The organism is Streptomyces sp. NPDC028305, from assembly GCF_055569495.1.
Map to the genome: position 1 here is coordinate 775,330 of NZ_JBVHTN010000002.1, position 20,930 is coordinate 796,259.

Consider the following 20,930-nt stretch of genomic DNA (forward strand, 5'->3'; position numbering starts at 1 on the left):
TTTTGTGAGCGTTGCCGACAGCGACGTCGTGCTCGACACCAGCGGAACCACCACCGCCCGGGCCGTCGCCGTCCGTCTGGCCGAGATGGGTTATGCCACGGGCCCCGAGGGCACCGAACTGTTCCTCGGGGACCGGCAGCTGCCCGCCGAACTGCCGCTGGCGGCGGCCGGCGTACGGGACGGGGCCCGGCTGGGGCTCGGGGCTCCGGCGCCGGGGGACGGGGGCGCGTACGGGCCGGCGCGCGAGGAACTGCCGCCGCCCTCGCGGTCCGCCGACGGTGAGCGGTTGCCGCGCGGCCCCCAGGTCGAGCTTCAGCTCGTGGGCGGGCGGGGCGCGGGGCGCGTATGGCTGCTCCGCCCCGGTACGTACACGGTGGGCCCGGAGCCCGGCAGCGCGGTGCGGCTGGAGGGCCGCGACGTGCCGTCCGCCGGGATCCGGGTGACGGTCCGCCCGGACGGCGGCGTGCTGCTGAACCCCGGTCAGGCGGGCGCCGCCGTGGCGCTGTCGGCGCCCGAGCCGCCGCCCGAGCGGCCGCGCGCCGACGCCGCCCCGCTGCCGCCCGCTCCGCCGCCCCCGCTGCCGGACCCGGACGCCGACCGGCATGAGCCGGTGCCGCGCGGCTGGAGGGAATGGCCGCTGGACAGCGAGCTGGTCTTCGGGGAGTACCTGCTGCGGGTCGCGGAGCCCACCGAGGCCGACGCGGCGGTGACGGCGTCGGCCGACGGCGCGTATCTGGACTTCAACCGGCCGCCGAGGATCATTCCGCCGCTGACGCCCGAGCGGTTCGTCCTCCCGGCACCGCCGACCCCGCCGTCGCGGCGGTCGATCCCGGTGCTGGTGGTGGTGGCGCCGATGTTCCTCGGCATCGCCATGGTGACGTTCCTCGGGTCGTACTTCTATCTGATGTTCGCGATCTTCAGCCCGTTCCTGGCCGTCGCGAACTATGTGACCACCCGCCGCAGTGGCCGGCGCGAGTATCTGGCCGGGGTGGCGAGTTACCGCGCGCGCCGCGCCTCGCTGGAGGCGGACGTCCTGGAGAAGGTCGGGCGCGAGCGGCGGCTGCGGGTCGCCGCCGGGCCCGATCCGGCCACCACCGGGCTGTGGGCCGTCGGGCCCGGCGCCAGGCTGTGGGAGCGGCGGCGCGGCCACCCGGACCACCTGGCGCTGCGGGTGGGGACGGTCGGCCAGTCCTCCCTGCTGACGATCGACGACAGCTCCCGGGAGGACAACCACCGGTCGGTGAACTGGCGGATCCCGGACATGCCGGTCCAGGTCGACCTGTGCGCCGACGGCGTGGTCGGCATCGCGGGGGAGCGGGACGCGGCCCGGGCGCTGGCCCGCTGGGCGGTGGCCCAGGCGGTGGTGTTGCACAGCCCCCGGGACGTACGGGTGACCGTGCTCACGGACATGGCGGGGGCGTCCGCGTGGGAGTGGGTGCGCTGGCTGCCGCACGCGCGCCCCGGGCGCGGCGGGGTGGCGGGGGCGCGCTCCGGCGGCCCGTCGGTGACGGTCGGCAACGACCCCGAGACCGTCGCCAACCGGGTCTCCGAGCTGGTTTCGGCCATCCGGTCGCGGATGCGCGCCCGGGACTCCGCGATGAGCGGAGCCCTGCTGAGCGAGCCGGACCTGGTGGTGGTGCTCGACGGGGCGCGGCGGCTGCGCGATGTGCCCGGCGTGGTCCAGGTGCTCAAGGAGGGCCCGGCGGTACGGGTGTTCCTGATCTGCCTGGACCAGGAGGAGCGGATGCTCCCCGAGGAGTGCGTCACCGTCTGCGCGGTGGGCGCGCGCGAGCTGACGGTGCGCCGCACCGGCAGCGCCGATGTGACCGGCATCCGCCCCGACCAGGTGGACACGGACTGGTGCGAGCGGATCGCCCGCTCACTGGCGCCCGTACGGGACGTCACACCGGACGGCTCGGACGGCCTGCCGGACCAGGTTCGGCTGCTCGGGCTGCTGGACCTGGAGCCGCCCACGGCCCCGGAGCTGGCCCGCCGCTGGGCCAAGCGGCCGGCGTCCACCGGGGCGCTGCTGGGCGTCGGCTACACCGGACCGGTCACCTTCGACCTGATCAAGGACGGCCCGCACGGGCTGATCGCGGGCACCACGGGCGCCGGCAAGTCGGAGCTGCTCCAGACGCTGGTGGCCTCGCTGGCAGCGGTCAACCGGCCGGACGAGATGACGTTCGTCCTGGTCGACTACAAGGGCGGCAGCGCCTTCCAGGACTGCGTACGGCTGCCGCATGTGCTCGGCATGGTCACCGACCTCGACAGCCATCTGGTGGAGCGGGCGCTGGCCTCGCTGACCGCCGAACTGGTCCGGCGCGAGCGGGTGCTGGCGGAGGCGGGGGCGAAGGACCACGGCGAGTACCGGGCCATGCGGCGGCGCGATCCGGCGATGGCCCCGCTGCCCCGGCTGCTGCTGGTCATCGACGAGTTCGCGACGCTCGCGCGCGACGTCCAGGAGTTCGTCCCCGGACTGGTCGGCATCGCCCAGCGCGGCCGCTCCCTCGGGCTGCATCTGCTGCTGGCAACCCAGCGGCCCGCCGGCGTGGTCACCGCCGACATCCGGGCCAACACCAATCTGCGGATCGCGCTGCGCGTCACCGACGCGATGGACAGCCAGGACGTGCTCGAGGTCAACGACGCGGTGACGATCTCCAGCGCCACCCCGGGCCGGGCGCTGGCCCGGATCGGCCACCGCTCGGTGCTGCCGTTCCAGACGGCCTTCGTGGGCGCACCGCGCCAAGACGACAACGCTGACGCCGCCGGGCCCGCCCAGGCCGAGGCGCCCGAGGCCATGGTCTGGGCCGCCGAGCTGACCTGGTCGCTGCTGGGCCGCACGGCGGCCGAGCCGGGCCCCGCGCACGAGGCCGAGGACGACCCGCTGCCGCTGGGCGCCGATGAGGTGCCCACCGATCTGACGGCGCTGGTGGAGGCCGTACGCGAGGCCTCGGCCTCGCTCGCCATCGCGCAGCAGCCCAGCCCGTGGCTGCCCGCGCTGCCGCAGTCGATCACCCTGGAGGAGCTTCCGGTCCGCCCCGACCGGCCGGGCGCCGGGCTCGCGTCGGTGCCGTGGGCGCTGGCCGACCTGCCGGGCGCCCAGCGCCAGGAGCCGCTGGAGCTGGACCTCTCCCGCTTCGGGCACCTCTACATCATCGGCACGCCGCGCTCGGGCCGCTCCCAGGCGCTGCGGACCATCGCGGGCGCCCTGGCCCGCCGTCACTCCTGCGCCGACGTCCACCTCTACGGCATCGACGCGGCGGGCGGCGCGCTGGCGGCGCTGAACGATCTGCCGCACTGCGGCGCGGTGGTGCCCCGGGCCGACCTGGAGCGGCTGAACCGGCTGCTGGCGCGGCTCATCGCCGAGATGGGGCGCCGGCAGGAGTTGCTCACCTCGCACGGCGCGGCGAATCTGGCCGAGCTGCGCTCGCTGCTGCCGCCCGCCGAGCGCCCCGCCCACACGGTGCTGCTCATCGACGGCTGGGACTCGCTGACCGCGCTGCTCGGCGACCATGACGGCGGGCGGCCGGTGCAGGAGCTGACGGCGCTGATCCGCGAGGGCGCCCCGATGGGCCTGCATGTGATCGCCACGTCCGAACGCGCCCTGCTGTCCGGCAAGGTGGCCTCGCTGAACGACGAGCGGCTGCTGCTCCGGCTGACCGACCGCAGCGAGTACATGCTGGCGCAGATCCCGGCCAAGCAGATCCCGGCCGTGGTGCCGCAGGGGCGCGGCTGGCGCGGCGGCAGCGCCACCGAGGTGCAGGTGGCCCTGTTGAGCGCGGCGGGCGCCGGGCGCGACCAGGCGGAGGCGCTGCGGCGGATCGGCGACGAGGCCGCCCGCCGGGACCGCGAGGTGCCCGCCGCGCGGCGCCCGGTGAAGGTGGCGAGCCTGCCGAAGCGGGTGACGTTCACCGACGCCTACGAGAAGGTGCCCACCGGGATGCGCCGCCCGCTGTGGGGGCTGCTCGGGGTGGGCGGCGACGACCTCGGCCCGGTCGGGGTGGACTTCGCGGCGGACGCCCCGTCGTTCATGGTCAGCGGGCCGCCCGGGGCGGGCCGCTCCACGGCGCTGGCGAGCCTCGCGGTGTCGCTGCTGGCGGGCGGGGCGCGGGTCGTGGCGCTCACCCCGCGCGAGTCGCCGCTGCGGGGCCTGGGCAGGCATCCGCGGGCGGTGGTCATCGAGTCGCCCGACCCGGGCGCGGACGAGGTGCGGCAGGCGCTGGAGGCCGAGGCGGGCCCCGTGGTGGTGCTGGTGGACGACGCCGACCTGCTGGCCCAGATGCCGTCCGCCGACTCGGTGCTGCGGGAGATCGCGTCGACCGGCCGGGACCGCGGCCAGGGGCTCGCGGTGGCGGCCACCGCCGAGACCCTCACCTCCGCGGGCATCGGCTGGCTCGGCCAGGTCCGCCGGGTCCGCAAGGGCCTGCTGCTGTCCCCGCAGTCGCCGGGGGAGGGCGATTTGCTGGGCGTACGGGTCCCGTACGACCTGCTGCGCGGGCGGCCGGTGCCGGGGCGCGGGCTGACCGTGGACCCGGTGACTGGGGCGCTGGTGTCGGTGCTGGTCCCGGAGACGGTGCTGCGGTCCGACGGCACCGGCTGACCCGGCCGGGCCGCCCTGGCCGGGACGACCCGGGCTCCCGCTCCTCGGCGAAGCGGGAGCCCGGCGGGCGCCGGGTCAGCCGTTGTTGGTGCTGGCGGCGATGTCCTTGTCCATCTGCTCGACGGACTCCTTGATCTTGGTGAACTGGGTGGCGAAGCTGTTGATGCTCTCCACCGCCTGCTGGAGCGAGGCAGTCAGCTTCTCGTAGGAGGCCTTCATCGCCGGGCTGCTCTGCTGCATGAACAGGCCGTTGTCCAGCAGCCCCTCCACCGAGGTCTTGGTGGACAGCAGATGCGGGTTGATGTCGTTGACGGCCTGGTTCATGACCCCGGAAACGCGCATGATCTCGGCGTAGTCGAGGTTGATGTTGCCTGCGGGCATGGTGTGGTTCCTGCCTTGTCTAGTCGTCTTCTTTCGGGACCCAGCCGGAGTTCTGGTCCGCGTGGTCGCTGGTCCACTCCTCCTTGCGGCCGTCCGTCTCCACCGTGCGGGTGCCGCTGCCGTCCTCGTGGACCTCGATCGTCTCGATCACCTCATGGCCGTTCACATCGAGCGAGGACGTGGTCGTGCCGTGCACGGTCTGTTCCTCGCCGTCGTCGTCGGGCCCCGTGGTGGTGTAGGTCGTGGTGGAGTCCCGGTGGCCGGTGGCGGAGTTGTAGTCCGAGGTCGTGGTCCCGGTGGTGGTGGACTGCTTGCCGTCCGGGGTCTTGGTGGTGCTGCTGAAGGTGTCCGTGGTGTTCTTGTGGTCCCCCGATTCGGTGGTCTGCGAGTTGCCGGTGGTGTTGGTGACGTTGCCGTAGACATCGGTGGCGGTCGAGTCGTACGTGCCGTCGGGGTGGTAGTTGGTGGTGTCGGTGGAGGTGAGCCCGCTGCTGGTGGTGATCGTGGTGGTGATCTTGGTGGGCTTGCCGTCCGGGCCGTACTCGTAGGTCGTGGTGGTGGTGTTGCCATGGCCGTCGGTGGTCGACCACTGGCTCTCGCGCTCGCCCGGCGGCTTCGGCGCGTGCGGGTCGTTCGGGTCGACGTACCCCTTGGCGACCGCCTCCTGCCAGTCGTCCCAGATCTCCTTCTGCGTGCGGTAGAGATCCGCGGCCAGCGACGCCTCCTGCTTGCTGGCCTCCCCGGCCAGCCGGAAGTCCCAGTCGGCCCAGCCCTTCGCGACGCCCTCGTACAGGTTGTGAAGCTTCTCCAGCTTCTCCTCGGAGCGCTTGAACGAGCCCTTCCAGACCTCGTAGTACGCCTGGATGGCGTAGGAGACGCCCCCGCCCACCTGCTCGGTGGTGTAGTTCTGATTGCCCTCCCGGGCCTGCTTGACTTGCTCCTTGAGGCTGTTGGCCTTCTGCGCGACCTGGTTGAGCAGCTCGTAATCGACGACGATGTCAGGCACGGTCCCCCCTGGGTCGGCTCGCTACGGTGCACACATTTCCACCGTGGCCGACGGCCCGAAAGCGTGGTCCCGTTCAGGAATCAACCAGCTCTGACGTACCGTTCATTCCAATGAACCGCTTTCGCCCGTCGGTGCGCTACGCCAGTGTAGGCGCCCACCGATGAGGCGCCGGAACCACAGCTGACCGTCAGGGGGAGGAGCAGCGTGCCGACCCGTCCCGGCGACTGGAGTGCGCTCGGCCTCGGCGGTGACCCGGTCCCGGGTGACCCTGCCATGCTGAACACCATCGCCGACACCATGCGCGACCTGGCGACCTCCGCCGGGGTCATCAACACCGGGCTGCGCGAGCTCCAGACCACCGCGGGCGACGGACAGCGGTTCATCGGCGTCACCGCCGACCGGCTGCGCGAGATGGTGGACAGCCATCTGTACAACTTCGTCGGGCATGTCGAGGAGTCCTTCCGCAAGGCCGAAAACGCCATCCGCGTCTACGCGACCGCCGTCGAGACCGCTCAGGGCGAGGCCGACCAGGCGCTCTCCACCGCCCAGGGGCTGGCCGAGGACGATCCGCAGCGGCAGCCGCTCACCCAGCGCGCCGAGGACGCCCGCACCGACGTGTCCAACGCCGCGGGCGAGCTGCGCCGGCAACTCCATGACGCGGGCGAGCTGATGGTCCAGCCGGTCAGCGACTGCGACCTGTTCTGGGAGGCGTTCCAGTGGCTGACGATCATCATCTCGGTGATCGCGGTCTTCACCGGCGGCATCCTCGGCATCATCGCCTGGGGCATGAACGCCGTCCTGCTCATCAAGACCATCGTGGACTTCAGCCAGGGCAAGGCCAGCGGGCTCGAACTCGGTCTGGCCTTCCTCGGCGTGCTCTTCCCCACCACCAAGGCCATCAACGTCGGCGCCATCATCAAGGGCCTCGGCAACGGCCTCAAGGGCGTGGTCGGCGGCCTGACCGGCGCGGGGCGCGGCCTTTTCGGCCAGATCAGCCACTTCTCCTCGCTCACCGGCCTGCCCAAGATCGTCGTGGCCCCGATGGTGATCGGCGCCCATCTCGCCCCGCTGGTCAAGATCGACGTCATCGCGCTGGGCAAGGGCTTCGGCAACGCCCTGAAGGGCGGCTGGAACAGCGCGCTCGGCGCGATCGGCAGCGACTGGGCGCGCGTCACCGCCTCCTCGATCGGCGCCTGGGCCAAGGCCGGTGCCTACTCGCTGGCCAATCTCCAGCGGCTCGCACGGGTCGGCGCCGCCACCATCCTCCCGCTGAACTTCACCGAGCTCAGCGTCCTCGGCATCGGCGGCGCCGCCCGGCTCGCCTTCGGCGAGCGCGTTCTCGGCATCGCCCAGCCCGAGTTGCACGCCCTGCTCGCCAACGCGGGACGTACGGACGCGGCCCTGCACGGCATTCCCCCGGTGCAGACCGGCCCCGGCGCCCTGGTGCCCACCGGGCTCATCCGGCCGCCCGGCGCGTTTCTGCCGGGGGGCGGCCTCCACCTCGGCGGCCTCGGTACGGGCACCCTGGGGGGCGTACCGCTGACCCCGCTGACCGAGTTGCCCACCGTCAACCTGGGCGCCCTGACGCCCCAGGGGCTCGGCGCGTCCCACGGCCTGACCACCGCGCCGCTGCCCCACGGGATGACCACCAGCCCGGGCGGCCTGGTCGTCCCGGCCGCCCACGCGGCGCCCGGCGGCCACGGCCTCCAGACGCTCCATCAGATGGACTTCGCCGCCGGCCACGTGCGGCTGGACAACAATCTCCTCCTGCCCGGCAACACCGCCATCGACCTGCTGCGCGACGCCCACACCCCGTCCTCGGTGTCCCACACCGGCCAGGAGTCCGTGCCCGGCCTGGTGTCGGCCGGGGGCGTGTCCGACGGGGTCACCATGGCACGCGGCGCCGTCGGCCACGCCGAGGCGCTGAACGATCTGACCTTCCCCGAGCTGAACGCCCTCGCGCATGGGGACGTCGCCGTCACCGCCATCCGGGGCGACGGCATCACCCTGCGGATCGGCGACGCGGCCCCCCGGACGGTGGACGCGCACACGGTCGCGGGCACCGCCCCGGTGCCCACCGGCGCGGCGGCACCCACGGCCCACGCGGGCGCTCTGGCCGCGACCCCGCCGCCGGGGGTCGTCGGGGGCCACGCGCCGGGCGCCGCGCACACGGTCGTGGGCAGTGGCCCGGTGGCCGCCGGGGTCGTCGGTGCGACGCCCCCCGCGGGCGTTGCCGGGAGCCACACGCCCGGCGCCGCGGCGCACATGGCGCCGGTGGGCACCGGGGCGCACGGCCCAGGCGCGGCGGCCCACGCGGACCCGGGCGTCCACGCCGCCCCGGGCACGCCCGCGCCCGCGGGTGTGCACGCGGGCGCGGCGAGTGCGCCGCCGGGCGCCCCCGGGCGCGGCGCGCCGGTCGGCACCGGCGCCGGCGCTGCCGCCGCGCCGCCGGGCGGCGCCATCCGCGTCCCGGAGCCGCTGTCCGCCGCCGCCGCGCACGACCTGGCCATGGACCTGCTGCGCGGCGAGCGCGCCGCGCCACCGCCCCCGGCCGCGTCGTCGTCGGCGGCATCGGCGGCGTCCTCGGCGGGCGGGCTCAGCGCGCGGTCGGCTCCGCCGCCCGGCGGTGTGTCCGCGCGCGGCCCGCTCGACGCCGCCGGGAGCGGCGGCGCCAAGGGGGTGGGGGACGCGCTGGACCTCGTCGCACACCCCGGCCGCCCGCCCGAGACCACCGCACCGCACACCAAGCTCGCCGAGACGGGCGAGACGGCCGTACAGCCGCCCCCGCCGTACCGGGAGGCGACGGCCGATATGCCGCCGCCGTACGGCTCGCCGTCCCCGGACAAGGGCCGGTTCGGCGGGCTGTCCCCCATGGCCGCGATCAACCAGCGCATCCGGGAGACCCACCAGCTCATCATGGGCGGCACCAGCGGCTCCGAGGCCGCCACGCGGCTCAACGCGTGGGCGTCGTACGAGCGCGCCCTGTCCGATCTCGGCAAGGCCGAGCGGCAGGTGGAGCTGACCACGCCCCCGCCGGGGCAGGGCGGCTCCCGGGGGCCGTCCGCCGCACAGCTCAGCGCGCTGGACAAGCTCGGTGCGGTCCGCGTGCGCGTTGACGCGGCGGAGTCCCGGCTGGACCGGCTGGGCATCGATCCGCGCGGCACGCGCCGGCAAATGCAGGCCATCACCGTCCAGATGTTCCACGAGCGGGGCGGACTGCCGGGCGGCACCCGGCACTCGCCCTCCCCGTCCGACATCTCCATGGATGGAACGCCTCCGCCGCCGTCCCCGGAGACCCAGACTGTGGACGATGTCATGGACGACATCACCGACGCGACGGACCCGGGCACGCCGCGCGGCACCTTGCCGGACCAGACCCCCGAGCCGGGCGCGATGGACGTGGACCCGCCCCCGGCCGCGCCCCCGGTCGGCCAGGCCGTCACCGCCCCGACCGGCGGCGCCCACGTCTGGCCCCCGCCTGGCGCCGTGCCGGGCGGCGCCACCCCGGCGCACACCATGGTGAACGACGCCTTCATGCAGCTGACGAACGGCGGCCACGCGGGCATGACGGGCGCGGACTACATGACCTGGGTCCGCGCCATCGAGACCCAGCCGCGCGAGCTCGGCTTCGTGGTCACCGCGATCGTCCGGTTCGACCAGCTCGGCGACGGCCTTCAGGGCTTCCTGAACGCCCTCACCCACCGACTCAACGGCTTCGACGGCCGGATCGGCGTGGTGATCGGGGTCAACGGCTCCCACGCCCAGCTGCCCGCGATCCGCCAGGCCATCGCGGACGCCCTCGGCCAGACCACCTTCGGGCATCCGCTGGCCCTGGTGGCCACGCCGCTCGGCCCGTACCCGGCCGGCCACTTCGTCTACGGCACGGCGCGCAACCTCACGCTCGACAGCCAGGCCACCCATCACATGGTCCGCTCGATGATGGCCGACAATCTGCACCCGTACCACGCGATCATGGACTTCGACAACTACCCCCACCTGGTCCCCGGCGGCCAACACGTCTTCGAGTACTGGGAGGGCGCGCTGAAGGTCGTGGAGGACGGATACGAGGTGGGCAACCCACTGCGGCCGCTGATGATGGCGGGCGGCTACCGGGCGCCCGAGCTCCCGCCCGTCGGCAGTGCCGACCGGCTGATCGACGACACCCGGGCCAGGCTCGAGAACCTGACGCTGAAGGAGCGGAAGAACCCCAGGCCCCCGCTGGAGGACATGCGGCTGGAATTCATCCGCCGGATCGAGCAGGACATGCGGATCCGCGACCGGCTCACCGGCCTCCACCCGCAGCTGGCGTACGGCCCCGAACCCAACCTCTTCGTGGACGCCGCCGCGACCCTGCTCACCGACGATCTGATCCGGGTGCGGTTCGGTCTCGGCGGCGCCGAGTTCGGCGAGCTGAGTGAACGGCTCAACCGGCTGAACGCCTGGGAGCTCGACCAGTCGCTGCGCATCCCGTCGGGGAACATCGGGCAGCGGGCGCTCGATGAGCTGCGCACCCTGCGCGAGATGCATGCCGCGAACAACACTCTGCCGCACCGGGGCGTGCCGTATCTGACCAGGTTCCGGGAGGCGTCCACCGAGACCGACCTGTCCCGGCTGATGAAGACCTGGTACGACGAGGGCAAGCTGCCGCAGGACCACGCCGGTCTCAAGAACCCCCTCGACCGGCTGTTCAGCCGCGACGAGCTCGGCGCGGGCCAGAACAGCCAGGCCGCCCGCGAGGGCATCGAGCTGAAGCCGGTTCGCGACTCCTTCAAACAGACCATCAGGGGCGGCAATTGGAACGACCCCCTGTGGCCGGTCCACCACCCGCCCGGCGAACTGCCCAGCTCCCGGCTCGCCGCCGACCTGTCGGCGGCGCTGGACGACAGCCTGGGGATCGTGGGCAAGAATCGGGTGGGTCTCGCGGTGTCCGCCCGGGTGCCCGGCGACGGGCGGCTGTTCGCGGGCATCGACCCCGAGCAGATGCGGCTTGCCGCGCAGTCCCTCGCGCTCAGCCACGACGAGGGCTATCTCGCCCGTCATCTGGCCTACTTCAACCGTGAACACCTGGTGCGCGGACAGCTCCCCACGGCCCCCGGCACCTTCTTCCACGCCCTTCAGCAGGCGGCCCGGGCCACCGGGGATCTCTCGTTGCACCCGCTCCAGATGATGCGCAATCTGGTCGGGCGCGCCTTCCAGGACCTGCGGCAGGGCGGCGCCAACTCGCTCGGCCGGATGCTGGACCAGATCAACGCCGCCGGCGTCGACGTCGAGAGGTTCTTCCCACGGCTGGTGGACGGCAGGCTGCACCCGCCGACGGCCGACTTCGCGACGTTCCGCGCCGCAGGAGGCGCCCTCGCCCACGACCCGGCCCGGGGCGCCCTGCTGACCCAGTACGCGGCGGCGCTCGGCCGGGACATCCGGGTCACCGCCGGGGACGGGACCACCTTCACGGTCGAGGCCGTCGGGGTCGCGGCCAGAAACCGCCGACCGACCCTCGAGCTCACCTGGAACTCCGGCCCCGACGGCAGCGGCTGGTCGGCGCACGTCCCCGACCAGCCGCTTCCGAGGCGCGGGGGCGGCCGGCGCGGTGCCGGGGGCGGGGGCGGACAGGACGGCGGGAACGCACCCACCCCGAAGGGCAAACGCCCGCGCGGCGCGGACACCTCGGGCTCCGTCGACGCACCCGGGCCGGCCAAGCGCCCCCGCGCCGCCCAGGACGGCTCCACCGGCCCCGCGCCCACGGGCAAGGGGAAGGGTAAGGGCAAGGCGCGGGCCACCCGCGCCCCCGAGCAGCCCGCCCCGCCCGTTCCGCAGCTCCCGCAACTTCCGCAGCTCCCGCCGCCCGTGGCCCCGGCCGCACTGACCGCCGCCTACCAGGCCGTCGCGGGCGCCCAGACGGCTCTGCGCCGGGCGACAGAGTGGCGCCAGACCGTCGAGGCGCTCCCCGGCCGGGCGGCCGGGGGAAGTTCCGGGCCGAGCGAGCTCGAACGCGCCCTGGCCGCGGAGCAAGAGGCATTGGCCATGCTCGACGAGGCCCAGGCGAGACTGGACCGGCTTCAGCCCCCAGGCCCCGGAAACCCCCGGCCGCCCGGCTCGTTCGGAGGTAGCGCATGACGTCCCTCGGCCTCGACGCCCCGGTGCGCCTGGTCTCGGCGCATGGGCACCAGCCCTACGGGACCATCGCCGCGGCGCTGCGGGACGCGGCGGACGGCGACGAGATCCGTATCGCCCCCGGCCGTTACGAGGAGACCGTGCGCATCGCCGGCCAGGTGACCCTCACCGCGGCGGACCCGGACGGCGACGACACGCCCGCGCCCGACGGCCCGCCGCCGGGCGCCGCCGTGACGCTCGCCGCGCCCGCGCCAGGCCGCCCCGCCCTGGAGGTGCTGCCCGGCGCCCGGTTGACGCTGCGCGGGGTGACCGTGCGCGGTGCGGCCGCGGACCAGCCCGCCGCACTGCTCGCGGGCGGCGCCACGGACTGGACGGGAGGCGGGGTGCGGCACGGGCGGCTGGAGGTCCGCGGGGACGCCGCGCTGAGCATGGCCGACGCGGTGCTGTCCGGCGCCGCGCTGGCCGGGGTGCTGCTCCGCACCACCGGCGCCGTCCACCTCACCGGCTGTCTGCTGGCGGACATCGACGGCACGGGTCTTGTGGTCGGCGGCACCACCCGAGTGGAGCTGGTGCGCACCGAGATCCGGGCCGCTGCGGGCTCGGGCATCCGGGCGCGCGAAGACGCCCGCGTGGTGCTGCGCGGCTGCCTGGTCGACCGCCCCGGCCGCAGCGGGCTGCTCACCGAGGACCGGGCCGCGGCCCTGTTGGCGGACTGCCGGGTCCGGGACGCCGGGGGCGAGGCGGTCCGCGCGCTGGGCAGCTCACCGCTGCCGGAAGCCCCCGACGCCGACGACGCCACCGGCGGCGTCGTGCTGCGCGGCTGCGAGCTGACCGGCCCCGCGGCCGACGCCATCGGCGTGACCGGCCCGGCGCAGCTCCAGGTCACCGCGTCCGTGCTGCGCGACTGCGCGGGCTCCGGTGTGGCGGCGGGCGACGGCGCCCTGGTGCGGCTGGCCGCCGTGACGGTCGTACGCACCGGGTCCACGGCGCTCGGCGCCTACGGCTCGGCCCGGCTGACCGGGCGCGAGGTGACCGTACGGGACTCGGCCGCCAACGGGCTGCTGGCCACCGGCACCGCGGCCGTCGACCTTGCCGACAGCGAGCTGACCGGCTGCCGTTACAGCGCGGTCCACCTGGGCGGGCGAACGGCCGCCTCGCTCACCCGGGTGCGGGCGGGGGACACCCCCGAGCACGGGGTGCACGCGGTCGACGAGGCCGCCGTGACGCTCACCGACACCCGCCTCGCCGACTGCGGGATGTCGGGCCTGGACCTGGCGGGCGCGGCCCGCGCCGAGGCGTCCGGGCTCGCCGTGACCCGCTGTCTGGGCGGCGTCACGGCCGGGGCGGACGGCCCGCTGCGGCTCACCGACTGCGAGGTGACCGACGCCGGGCGGGCCGGGATCACCCTCGGCCGCGGCGACGCGGAGGTGTCCGGCGGCCGGATCCTGCGGCCGGGCACCGCGGGCCTGGTGTTCACCACGGGCGCCACCGCGCGCGTCACCGACACCGAGATCCGGGAGGCGACGGGCTCCGGGCTGGTCGTGGCGGGCGAGGCCGCGCCGCGAGTGACCGGCGTACGGATCGTCAGGCCCGGTAAGAACGGCCTGATCGTGGACGAGGGCGGCGTCGGGGTCTTCGAGGACCTGGACATCGTCCGGCCCGGCTTCCCGGCGGTGCACCTGGCCGAGCGGGCCGCGCCCGCGCTGCTCCGGGTCCGGGTCCGGGACGCCGCCGAGGACCTGAGCGCCGAGCCCGGCGCCCGGCCGGAGGTGGTGGACTGCGTCTCGGTCGGGGTGAAGTCCGCGCGGTGGCCCGCGCCGGAGACCGCCGGGGGAGCGCCGGGGCGGAAGCCCGCGGGGCCCGGGGGCGGGCAGGTGTCCGCGGCGACCGAAGCGCCGCAGGACGCCCCCGCGGCCGAGGAGAGCCTGGAGGAACTGCTCGGCGAGCTGGACCGGCTGGTCGGCCTGGCCCGCGTCAAGCAGGATGTGTCGTCCCTGGTCAAGCTGATGCGTACGGTGCAGCGCCGGGAGAGGGCGGGGCTTGCCGCGCCACCGCTGAGCCGCCATCTGGTGTTCGCGGGTAACCCGGGCACCGGCAAGACCACCGTAGCCCGGCTGTACGGCCGGATCCTGGCCGCCGTGGGGCTGCTGGAGCGCGGCCACCTGGTGGAGGCCGACCGCTCCTCGCTGGTGGGCGAGTACGTCGGCCACACCGGCCCCAAGACCCAGCGGGTGTTCCAGGAGGCCATGGGCGGGGTGCTGTTCATCGACGAGGCGTACTCGCTGGCCCCGGCCCAGGGCGGGGGCGGCAACGACTTCGCGCAGGAGGCCATCGCCACCCTGGTCAAGCTGATGGAGGACCACCGGGACTCGGTGGTGGTCATCGTGGCGGGCTATCCGAACGAGATGGAGCGCTTCATCGACTCCAACCCCGGCCTGTCCTCCCGGTTCAACCGCACGCTGATGTTCGAGGACTACGACACCGAGGAACTGCTGCGCATCGTGGAGCGGCACGCCGCCTCGCACCAGTACGATCTGACCGACGCCGCCCGCGCCTCTCTCACCGGCTACTTCGAACTCCTGCCGAGGGACGGCAGGTTCGGCAACGGCCGCTCCGCCCGGCAGGTGTTCCAGGCCATGACGGAGCGGCAGGCGTATCGGGTGTCGGAGATCGAAATCCCCTCGGAGAGCGAGCTGATGACACTCTCCGAACTCGATGTGCCCGAGCTGCCGGAGTCACCGCGATGACCGCAGCACCCCGATCGACGAACGACAGCTCTCAGAAGGAGGCCGCGGTGTCCGAGCCGAGCCGCGACGAACAGGGCAAGACACAGGGCGGGGAGCGCACGGAGCGGCGCGGGTTCGCCGACACCTTCGCCCGGCGGGCCGGGGTGCCGCTGCGCGGCCTGGCACCGGGCCGCAGGGTGTGGACCACGGTGGTCGGGGTGCCGGTGACCGCAGGTCTCGCGGTCGGCGCCGTCGTGCTGGTCTCGGCGGGTGTGTCCCAGCTGAGCTTCGAGGAGGAGAAGGACACCACCAGGACCGTGGCCGCGGGGCACAAGGCCGCGGACCGGGAGGGGACCACCTCCGCCTCCCCGAAGCCCGGCCGGGCGGACGAGCAGGGCGGCGCGGCCCCCCGCACCGGCGACGAGCGCGGTTCGGGCGGCGGCACCTCCGGCGGCGGCTCCGGCGGGGGCACCGGAGGGGACGGCGGCACGACCGGAGGCGGCGGCGACGGCGGCGGCGCCGGGGCGCCGCCCGCGTCCGGGGACGACCGCTCCTCCGGGTCCGGTGGCGGTGGCGGCAACGCCCCGGCCACGAGCGGCGGCGGTGGCGGGGGAGGGGGCGGCGCCCCCAAGTCGACCGGCAGCAAGGTGATCTACACCGACTACGCCGGGCCGAGCTGCCCGACCCCGCCGCGGGGCGGCTACTACGAGCAGAACCGCTACACCGACGGCGACGGCGGCTGGTACTCCCTCGGCGGTGGCGGCTATGTGGGCCACGGCTGCAATGGCGTGTTCGCCTCCGTGCCGATGTCCGGCGACCCGGCCAAGGACGCCAACAGCCGGGTGATGTGGTGGTGGGAGCCGGGCACCTCGGCCAAGAGCTGCCAGCTGTCGGTGTACGTCCCCAAGGGCCCCAACGACCGTGACGTGGCGGGTCACCCCACCACGTACCACGTCCTCACCGACCCCTTCGACCGGACCACGAAGTACGACTCCTTCACCGTCAACCAGGCGGGCCACCGCGCCCAGTGGGTGAACGTGGGCAGCTTCGCGGTGAAGCAGGGCAAGATCGGCATCAAGCTGCTCGACCGCGGTGACGACTGGTCGGCCGGCTGGAACCTGGCCCATCACGCGGCCGCCCAGATGAAGGTCACCTGCCGAACCTGACCCCGCGGCCCATCGCCTCACGCCCCGTCCGCCGCCAGGGCGTTCAGCAGCCCGACCGTGAGCGCGGTGCGGGCGGGGAGGTGGTCGAGCAGCGTGTGCTCATGGCGCGCGTGGGCGCCGGAGCCCACCGCGCCGAGCCCGTCGAGGACCGGTCGGCCGAGGGCGGAGACGAAGTTGCCGTCGCTCGCCCCGCCGACCGCGGTCTCCCGCAGCTCCCAGCCCTGCTCGGCCGCGATCGCGGCGGCCCGCGCGAACAGCGCCGCGGACGCCTCGTGGGCGACCATCGGCGGCCGGTTCCACTCGCCGTCGACGGTCAGCCGCACCCGCGGGTCGGAGGGTGCGAGGGCGTTCAGCGCGGCGTCGATCCGCGCCATCTCGGCCGGCTCGGCGATCCGGATGTCGATCCCGCACCGCGCCCGGGCGGCGACCACGTTACGGCCCGTGCCACCGCTGATCACCCCCACGTTCACGGTGGTCCCGTGTTCGCGGGAGCCGAGCGCGACGATGGCCGGGACGACCTCGGCCAGGGCGTGGATCGCGCTCGCCCCGGCGTACGGGTCGAGGCCCGCGTGCGACTCGACGCCGTGCGCGGTCACCTCGAACAGCCCGACGCCCTTGCGCGCGGTCTTCAGCGCCCCGTCCTGCGCGGCCTCGAAGACCAACGTGGCCGACACGTCCTCGCTCAGCCGCTCGATGTGCGGGCGGGAGGCCGGGCTGCCGATCTCCTCGTCGCCGTTGAGCAGCAGGCGCACGGAGGGGTGCGGCAGTTCCAGCTCGCGCAGCAGGCGCAGCGCCCAGACGGCCTGGACGAGGCCGGTCTTCATGTCGAAGACCCCGGGGCCGGTGGCCCGGCCGTCCTTCACCTCGAACGGCCACTCGGCCAGCGTGCCGGCCGGCCACACCGTGTCGTAGTGGCACAGCAGCAGCACGGTGCCGGGGGCCGTGCCGCGGTAGGTGACGGCCAGTACGTCGCCGTGCTCGCCGCCGTCGTGCCGCTCCGTCTCGTCGGGCTCGCCGAGCCGCTCGACGAGCCAGGTGCCGATCGCGGCCAGCCCGGCGTCCAGCAGCGCCTTGTCGTCGCTCGGCGTCTCCAGCTCCACCACCGTCCGCAGATCGTCGGTCATCTCGGGCAGCACGCGACGGGCGTACGCGGTGAGGTCGGGGAGCGTCATGGAACAGAAATCCTTCCGGAGAGCGGGGGACGGGGCGTGGGGTTCAGCGGACCGGTGCGCCGGGGCCGAGCGGGATGCCCAGCGCCCACCAGGCGTAGAAGAACAGCGTCCAGGCCACCAGCATCGCCACGGAGAGCGGCAGGGTGAGGGAGGCGAGGGTGCCGATGCCCGCGGAGCGCCGGTACCGCTGGAGGAAGCCGAGGGCCATGATGAAGTACGCGCTCATCGGGGTGATGGCATTGGTGCAGGAGTCGGCGATGCGGTAGAGCGCCTGGGTGGCCTCCGGGGGCACGTCCAGCAGCATCAGCATGGGCACGAACACCGGGGCGACCAGCGCCCACATGGCGGATCCGCTGGTCATGACGAGGTTGATCACCGTGCAGACGACCAGGATGCCCAGGAAGGCCACGGGCCCGGTCACCCCCAGGTCCTTGAGCAGATCGGCGCCGCGGATGGCGAGCACCTGGCCGACGCCGGTCCACTTGAAGTAGGCGAGGAACTGGGAGATGGCGAAGAACAGCACCAGGATCGGGGCCATCTCGCGCATCCCCTGGGCCATGAAGTCCGGGATGTCACGGCCGCTGCGCACCGTGCCGGCCGCCCGCCCGTAGACCGCGCCGAGCAGGGCGAACAACACCCCGAGCACCACCGCGATCCCGGTGAGCACGGGCGACTCGACGATTGATCCGCCCTCGCCCCGCAGCGGGGAACCCGAGGGGATCATGGCCGCCACGACCACCCCGAGGAAGACCAGGAGGGTGAACCCCGCGCGGCGCAGCCCGCGGCGCTCCTCGGAGCGCAGCTCCAGCCCGCCGAGACCGGCGTCGTCGTCCTCGGCCTCCTCCGCCTCCGGTGGCAGCGCCGCCACCCGCTTGGCCAGCACCTTCTCGGTGACGAAAGTGATCACGGCGGCCAGCACCACCGAGGAGCCCAGGGAGAAGAAGTAGTTGGACAGCGGGGTGACGGAGTAGCCGGGGTCCACGGTGTGCGCGGCGGCCGTGGTCAGCCCGGCGAGCACCGCGTCCATCGGGGTGATCAGCGGGCTCGCGTCATAGCCGGCCGACACCCCGACGTACGCCACCACGATGCCCAGGACCGGGCTCCGCCCCACCGCCCGGAAGGCCAGCCCGCCCAGCGGCACCAGCACGACATAGGCGGCGTCGGAGGCGACGTGGGACACCATGGCGGTGAAGGCCACGGCGAAGGTCATCCAGCGGGCCGGGACCTTGGCGACCCCGGCCCGCAGCATCGCGGTGAGCAGCCCCGACCGGTCGGCGACGGCGACGCCCAGCATGACGACCAGGATCGTGCCCAGGGGCGGGAAGGTGGCGTAGTTCGTCACCGCATCGGTGATCATCGACCGCACGCCGTCCACCGACACCAGGCTGCGCACCACCACGTCCTCGCCGCCCGCCGGGTCGGTCGCGGACACGTCCGCGGCGGCCAACCCCCAGCTGACCAGGGCGAGCAGGGCGCTGAGGATGCCGAACAGCCAGAAGGGGTGGGGCAGTTTGTTACCCGCCCGCTCGATCGCCCCGAGCAGCCGGAGCAGCCGGGCCAGCGCCGCCGAGGTGTCGTCGGCGGGGTGCGGGGGCGGCTTGCGCGGGCTGTGGCCGGGCGTGGTCGTGGCGTCGTTCGGGCTCACCGAGGCTGGACGACGCCGACCTCGACCTGGTGGCCGCCTTGCAGGTGGCGCCGCGGGCGCCGCTGAGCGCGCTGGCCGAGGTGCTCGGCGCCTCGGCCAGCACCGTCGGACGCCGGTTGACCCGGCTGGAGGACGAGCGCCTGCTGCGGGTGATCGGGCAGGTGGAGTGGCCGATGCTGGCCGAGGGCCATCCCATGCACGTCTGGGTGGCCACCGCCCCGGGGCAGGCCAGAGAGGTCGCCCGCCACCTCTCCGAACTGCCCGAAGTCCCGTTCGTGGCCACCACCACGGGACGCTCCGACGTCTACTGCTCGCTCCACGCGGCCCGGCGGAGCCGGGCCCGCGAACTGCTGATGGCGGACATCCCCTCGGTGCCGGGGGTGCGGTCCGCGCACAGCGAACTGGTGCTGCGGGCCGCGACGAAGTCCGACGCCTGGCGGCTGCACCGGCTCGACGAGGACCAGTTGAGCGCATTGCGGGCGCTGGCCGATCCGCGCGACGAGCCCGCCGGGACGGCCGAGTTCAGCGCCGACGAGCTACGGGCCGTGGAACTGCTCCGCCGCGACGGCCGGGCCAGCGCGGCCGAGGTGGCCCGCGCGGCCGGCATCAGCCAGTCGACCGCGTACCGGCTGATCCAGTCGCTGCTCCGGCGCGGTCTGGTGCGGCCGCGCGTGGAGATCGAACCGGTGTTCCTGGGCTATGCGCTGGAGGTGGTCGTCGCCGTACAGGCCGCGCCCGGCGCCATCCAGGAGGTGGCGGACACGCTCGCCCGGCATCCCTCGGCGCGGTATGTGTCGATGGTGGCGGGCACCTCCGCAGTCATCCACCACGGGGTGTTCCGCGATGAGGAGGGGCTGGCCGGGCTGCTGACCAGCGATCTGGCCAGCCTCCCCGGGATCACCGCCTGCGAGGTGTCGGTGGTGCTCGATGTGCTGCGGCGGTACTGGATCACGCGGGAGGACGGCCGATTGCACACGGGGGGCGGGCGAGTCGTCCGCGACGGTGTGAGCGGGCCGATGTAGGGCATGGCGGGCGCCCGGACCCGGGCGCCCGCCGGGCCGTCACACCAGCGCCGGGCTCAGCCTCTCCACCGCCTCACCGATCTTCCGGTCGGTGCCCGCGGTCATGGCGGGCACCTGCGGATGTCCGGCGCGGCTGAGGTTGGTGAGCACGCGCCCGGGACCGACCTCGACGAACGCCGACACCTCCTCCCGGGCCAGCAGGTCCAGCGTCTCCTGCCAGCGCACCGGGGCGGCGAGCTGACGGCGCAGCAGCCCGCGCGCCTCCTCCCCGGAGAACACATATCCGGCCGTCACATTGGCCACCACCGGCAGCGAGGGGGTGGCGAAGTCCACCGCGTCCAGATGCTCGCCGAACTCCGCCGCGATGTCCGCCATGAGGGAGCAGTGGAACGGCGCCCCGACCCTCAGCTCGGCCACATGGCTCGCGCCTTCCTCGTGGACCCTGCGGGACACCTCGGCGACCCCCTCCACGACGCCGGAGACGACGGTCTGCCGCGACGCGTTGTAGTTGGCGACCTCGACCACCAGCCCCCGCTCCCGCGACACCTCCTCGCACAACTCCCGCACCCGGTCGGAGGGAAGTCCGATGACGGCCGCCATCCGGCCGGGGGTGCGGCGGTTCACCTCCGACATCAGCACCCCGCGCCGGCGCACCAGCTTCAGGGCGTCCACCCAGTCGAGCACCCCCGCGCAGACCAGCGCGGTGTACTCGCCCAGGCTGTGCCCGGCCACCGCGGCCGGGACGACGCCCTTCTCGCGCAGCACGACCGCGGACACCAGGCTCGCCAGATACACCGCGGGCTGGGTGACCGCGGTGTCCCGCAGCTCCTCGGGGTCGCCTTCGAAGCACAGCCGGCTCAGCGGTATGCCCAGCACCTCGTCCGCGGTGTCGAAGTACGGGCGCACCAGGTCCGGATGCCGCGCCAGGAGATCCCCTCCCATTCCGGGTACCTGAGACCCCTGTCCCGGGAAGAGGAACGCAATTCTGTTCACATCAGCCTCCGTTGCCGAGGGAAAGCAATGCGCACACCGCAAAGATACGACCAGGGCGGACATCGGGGGGCCGTACGGCGAGGACACACACCGCCCGGCCCGGCCGGT

10 protein-coding genes are annotated in these 20,930 nt (G+C 74.2%); 5 read left to right on the forward strand and 5 right to left on the reverse strand.

What is annotated here, in order from left to right; all coding sequences use genetic code 11:
• Nucleotides 1-4 precede the first annotated feature (4 nt).
• Entirely contained in the window at nt 5-4,600 is a 4,596-nt protein-coding gene (locus ACZ4WQ_RS09985; RefSeq protein ID WP_398375278.1) for an FtsK/SpoIIIE domain-containing protein, read from the forward strand.
• Nucleotides 4,601-4,675: 75 nt separating this feature from the next.
• On the opposite strand, the gene ACZ4WQ_RS09990 is transcribed toward ACZ4WQ_RS09985, so the two are convergent.
• Nucleotides 4,676-4,981 (reverse strand): hypothetical protein, encoded by a 306-nt coding sequence (locus ACZ4WQ_RS09990; protein WP_311723208.1) that lies wholly within the window; start codon nt 4,979-4,981, stop codon nt 4,676-4,678.
• Between the two features lie 19 nt (nt 4,982-5,000).
• A complete protein-coding gene (locus ACZ4WQ_RS09995) occupies nt 5,001-5,987 on the reverse strand; it encodes a hypothetical protein (RefSeq protein WP_311723207.1) in 987 nt (328 codons plus the stop codon).
• Nucleotides 5,988-6,191: 204 nt separating this feature from the next.
• On the opposite strand from ACZ4WQ_RS09995, the gene ACZ4WQ_RS10000 reads away from it, so the two are divergent.
• Genes ACZ4WQ_RS10000 through ACZ4WQ_RS10010 form a run of 3 tightly spaced genes read left to right on the forward strand, consistent with a single transcriptional unit; the run spans nt 6,192 to nt 15,990 of the window.
• The gene (locus ACZ4WQ_RS10000; RefSeq protein WP_398375281.1) at nt 6,192-12,101 is read left to right on the forward strand and encodes a putative T7SS-secreted protein; all 5,910 of its coding nucleotides are present in this window, start codon (nt 6,192-6,194) and stop codon (nt 12,099-12,101) included.
• Entirely contained in the window at nt 12,098-14,845 is a 2,748-nt protein-coding gene (locus tag ACZ4WQ_RS10005; protein WP_398375283.1) for a right-handed parallel beta-helix repeat-containing protein, read from the forward strand. Before ACZ4WQ_RS10000 ends, ACZ4WQ_RS10005 begins: the two co-directional genes overlap by 4 nt.
• Nucleotides 14,846-14,892: 47 nt before the next feature.
• Nucleotides 14,893-15,990 carry a hypothetical protein gene (locus tag ACZ4WQ_RS10010; RefSeq protein WP_385350758.1) on the forward strand — a complete coding sequence of 366 codons (1,098 nt, stop codon included), beginning with the start codon at nt 14,893-14,895 and terminating at the stop codon, nt 15,988-15,990.
• A gap of 17 nt (nt 15,991-16,007) precedes the next feature.
• Here ACZ4WQ_RS10010 and ACZ4WQ_RS10015 read toward each other — a convergent pair whose 3' ends face one another.
• A complete protein-coding gene (locus ACZ4WQ_RS10015) occupies nt 16,008-17,162 on the reverse strand; it encodes a M20 family metallopeptidase (RefSeq protein WP_385350755.1) in 1,155 nt (384 codons plus the stop codon).
• Nucleotides 17,163-17,205: 43 nt separating this feature from the next.
• Complete coding sequence (locus ACZ4WQ_RS10020; RefSeq protein ID WP_398375285.1) at nt 17,206-18,807, reverse strand: AbgT family transporter; 1,602 nt, start codon at nt 18,805-18,807, stop codon at nt 17,206-17,208.
• 29 nt (nt 18,808-18,836) lie between these two features.
• Between ACZ4WQ_RS10020 and ACZ4WQ_RS10025 the strand changes: the two genes are divergently transcribed.
• The gene (locus ACZ4WQ_RS10025) at nt 18,837-19,829 is read left to right on the forward strand and encodes an Lrp/AsnC family transcriptional regulator (RefSeq protein ID WP_398375287.1); all 993 of its coding nucleotides are present in this window, start codon (nt 18,837-18,839) and stop codon (nt 19,827-19,829) included.
• Between the two features lie 39 nt (nt 19,830-19,868).
• Here ACZ4WQ_RS10025 and fabD read toward each other — a convergent pair whose 3' ends face one another.
• On the reverse strand, nt 19,869-20,822 hold the full coding sequence (gene fabD, locus ACZ4WQ_RS10030; RefSeq protein ID WP_398375288.1) for an ACP S-malonyltransferase: 954 nt from the start codon (nt 20,820-20,822) through the stop codon (nt 19,869-19,871).
• Nucleotides 20,823-20,930 lie beyond the last annotated feature (108 nt).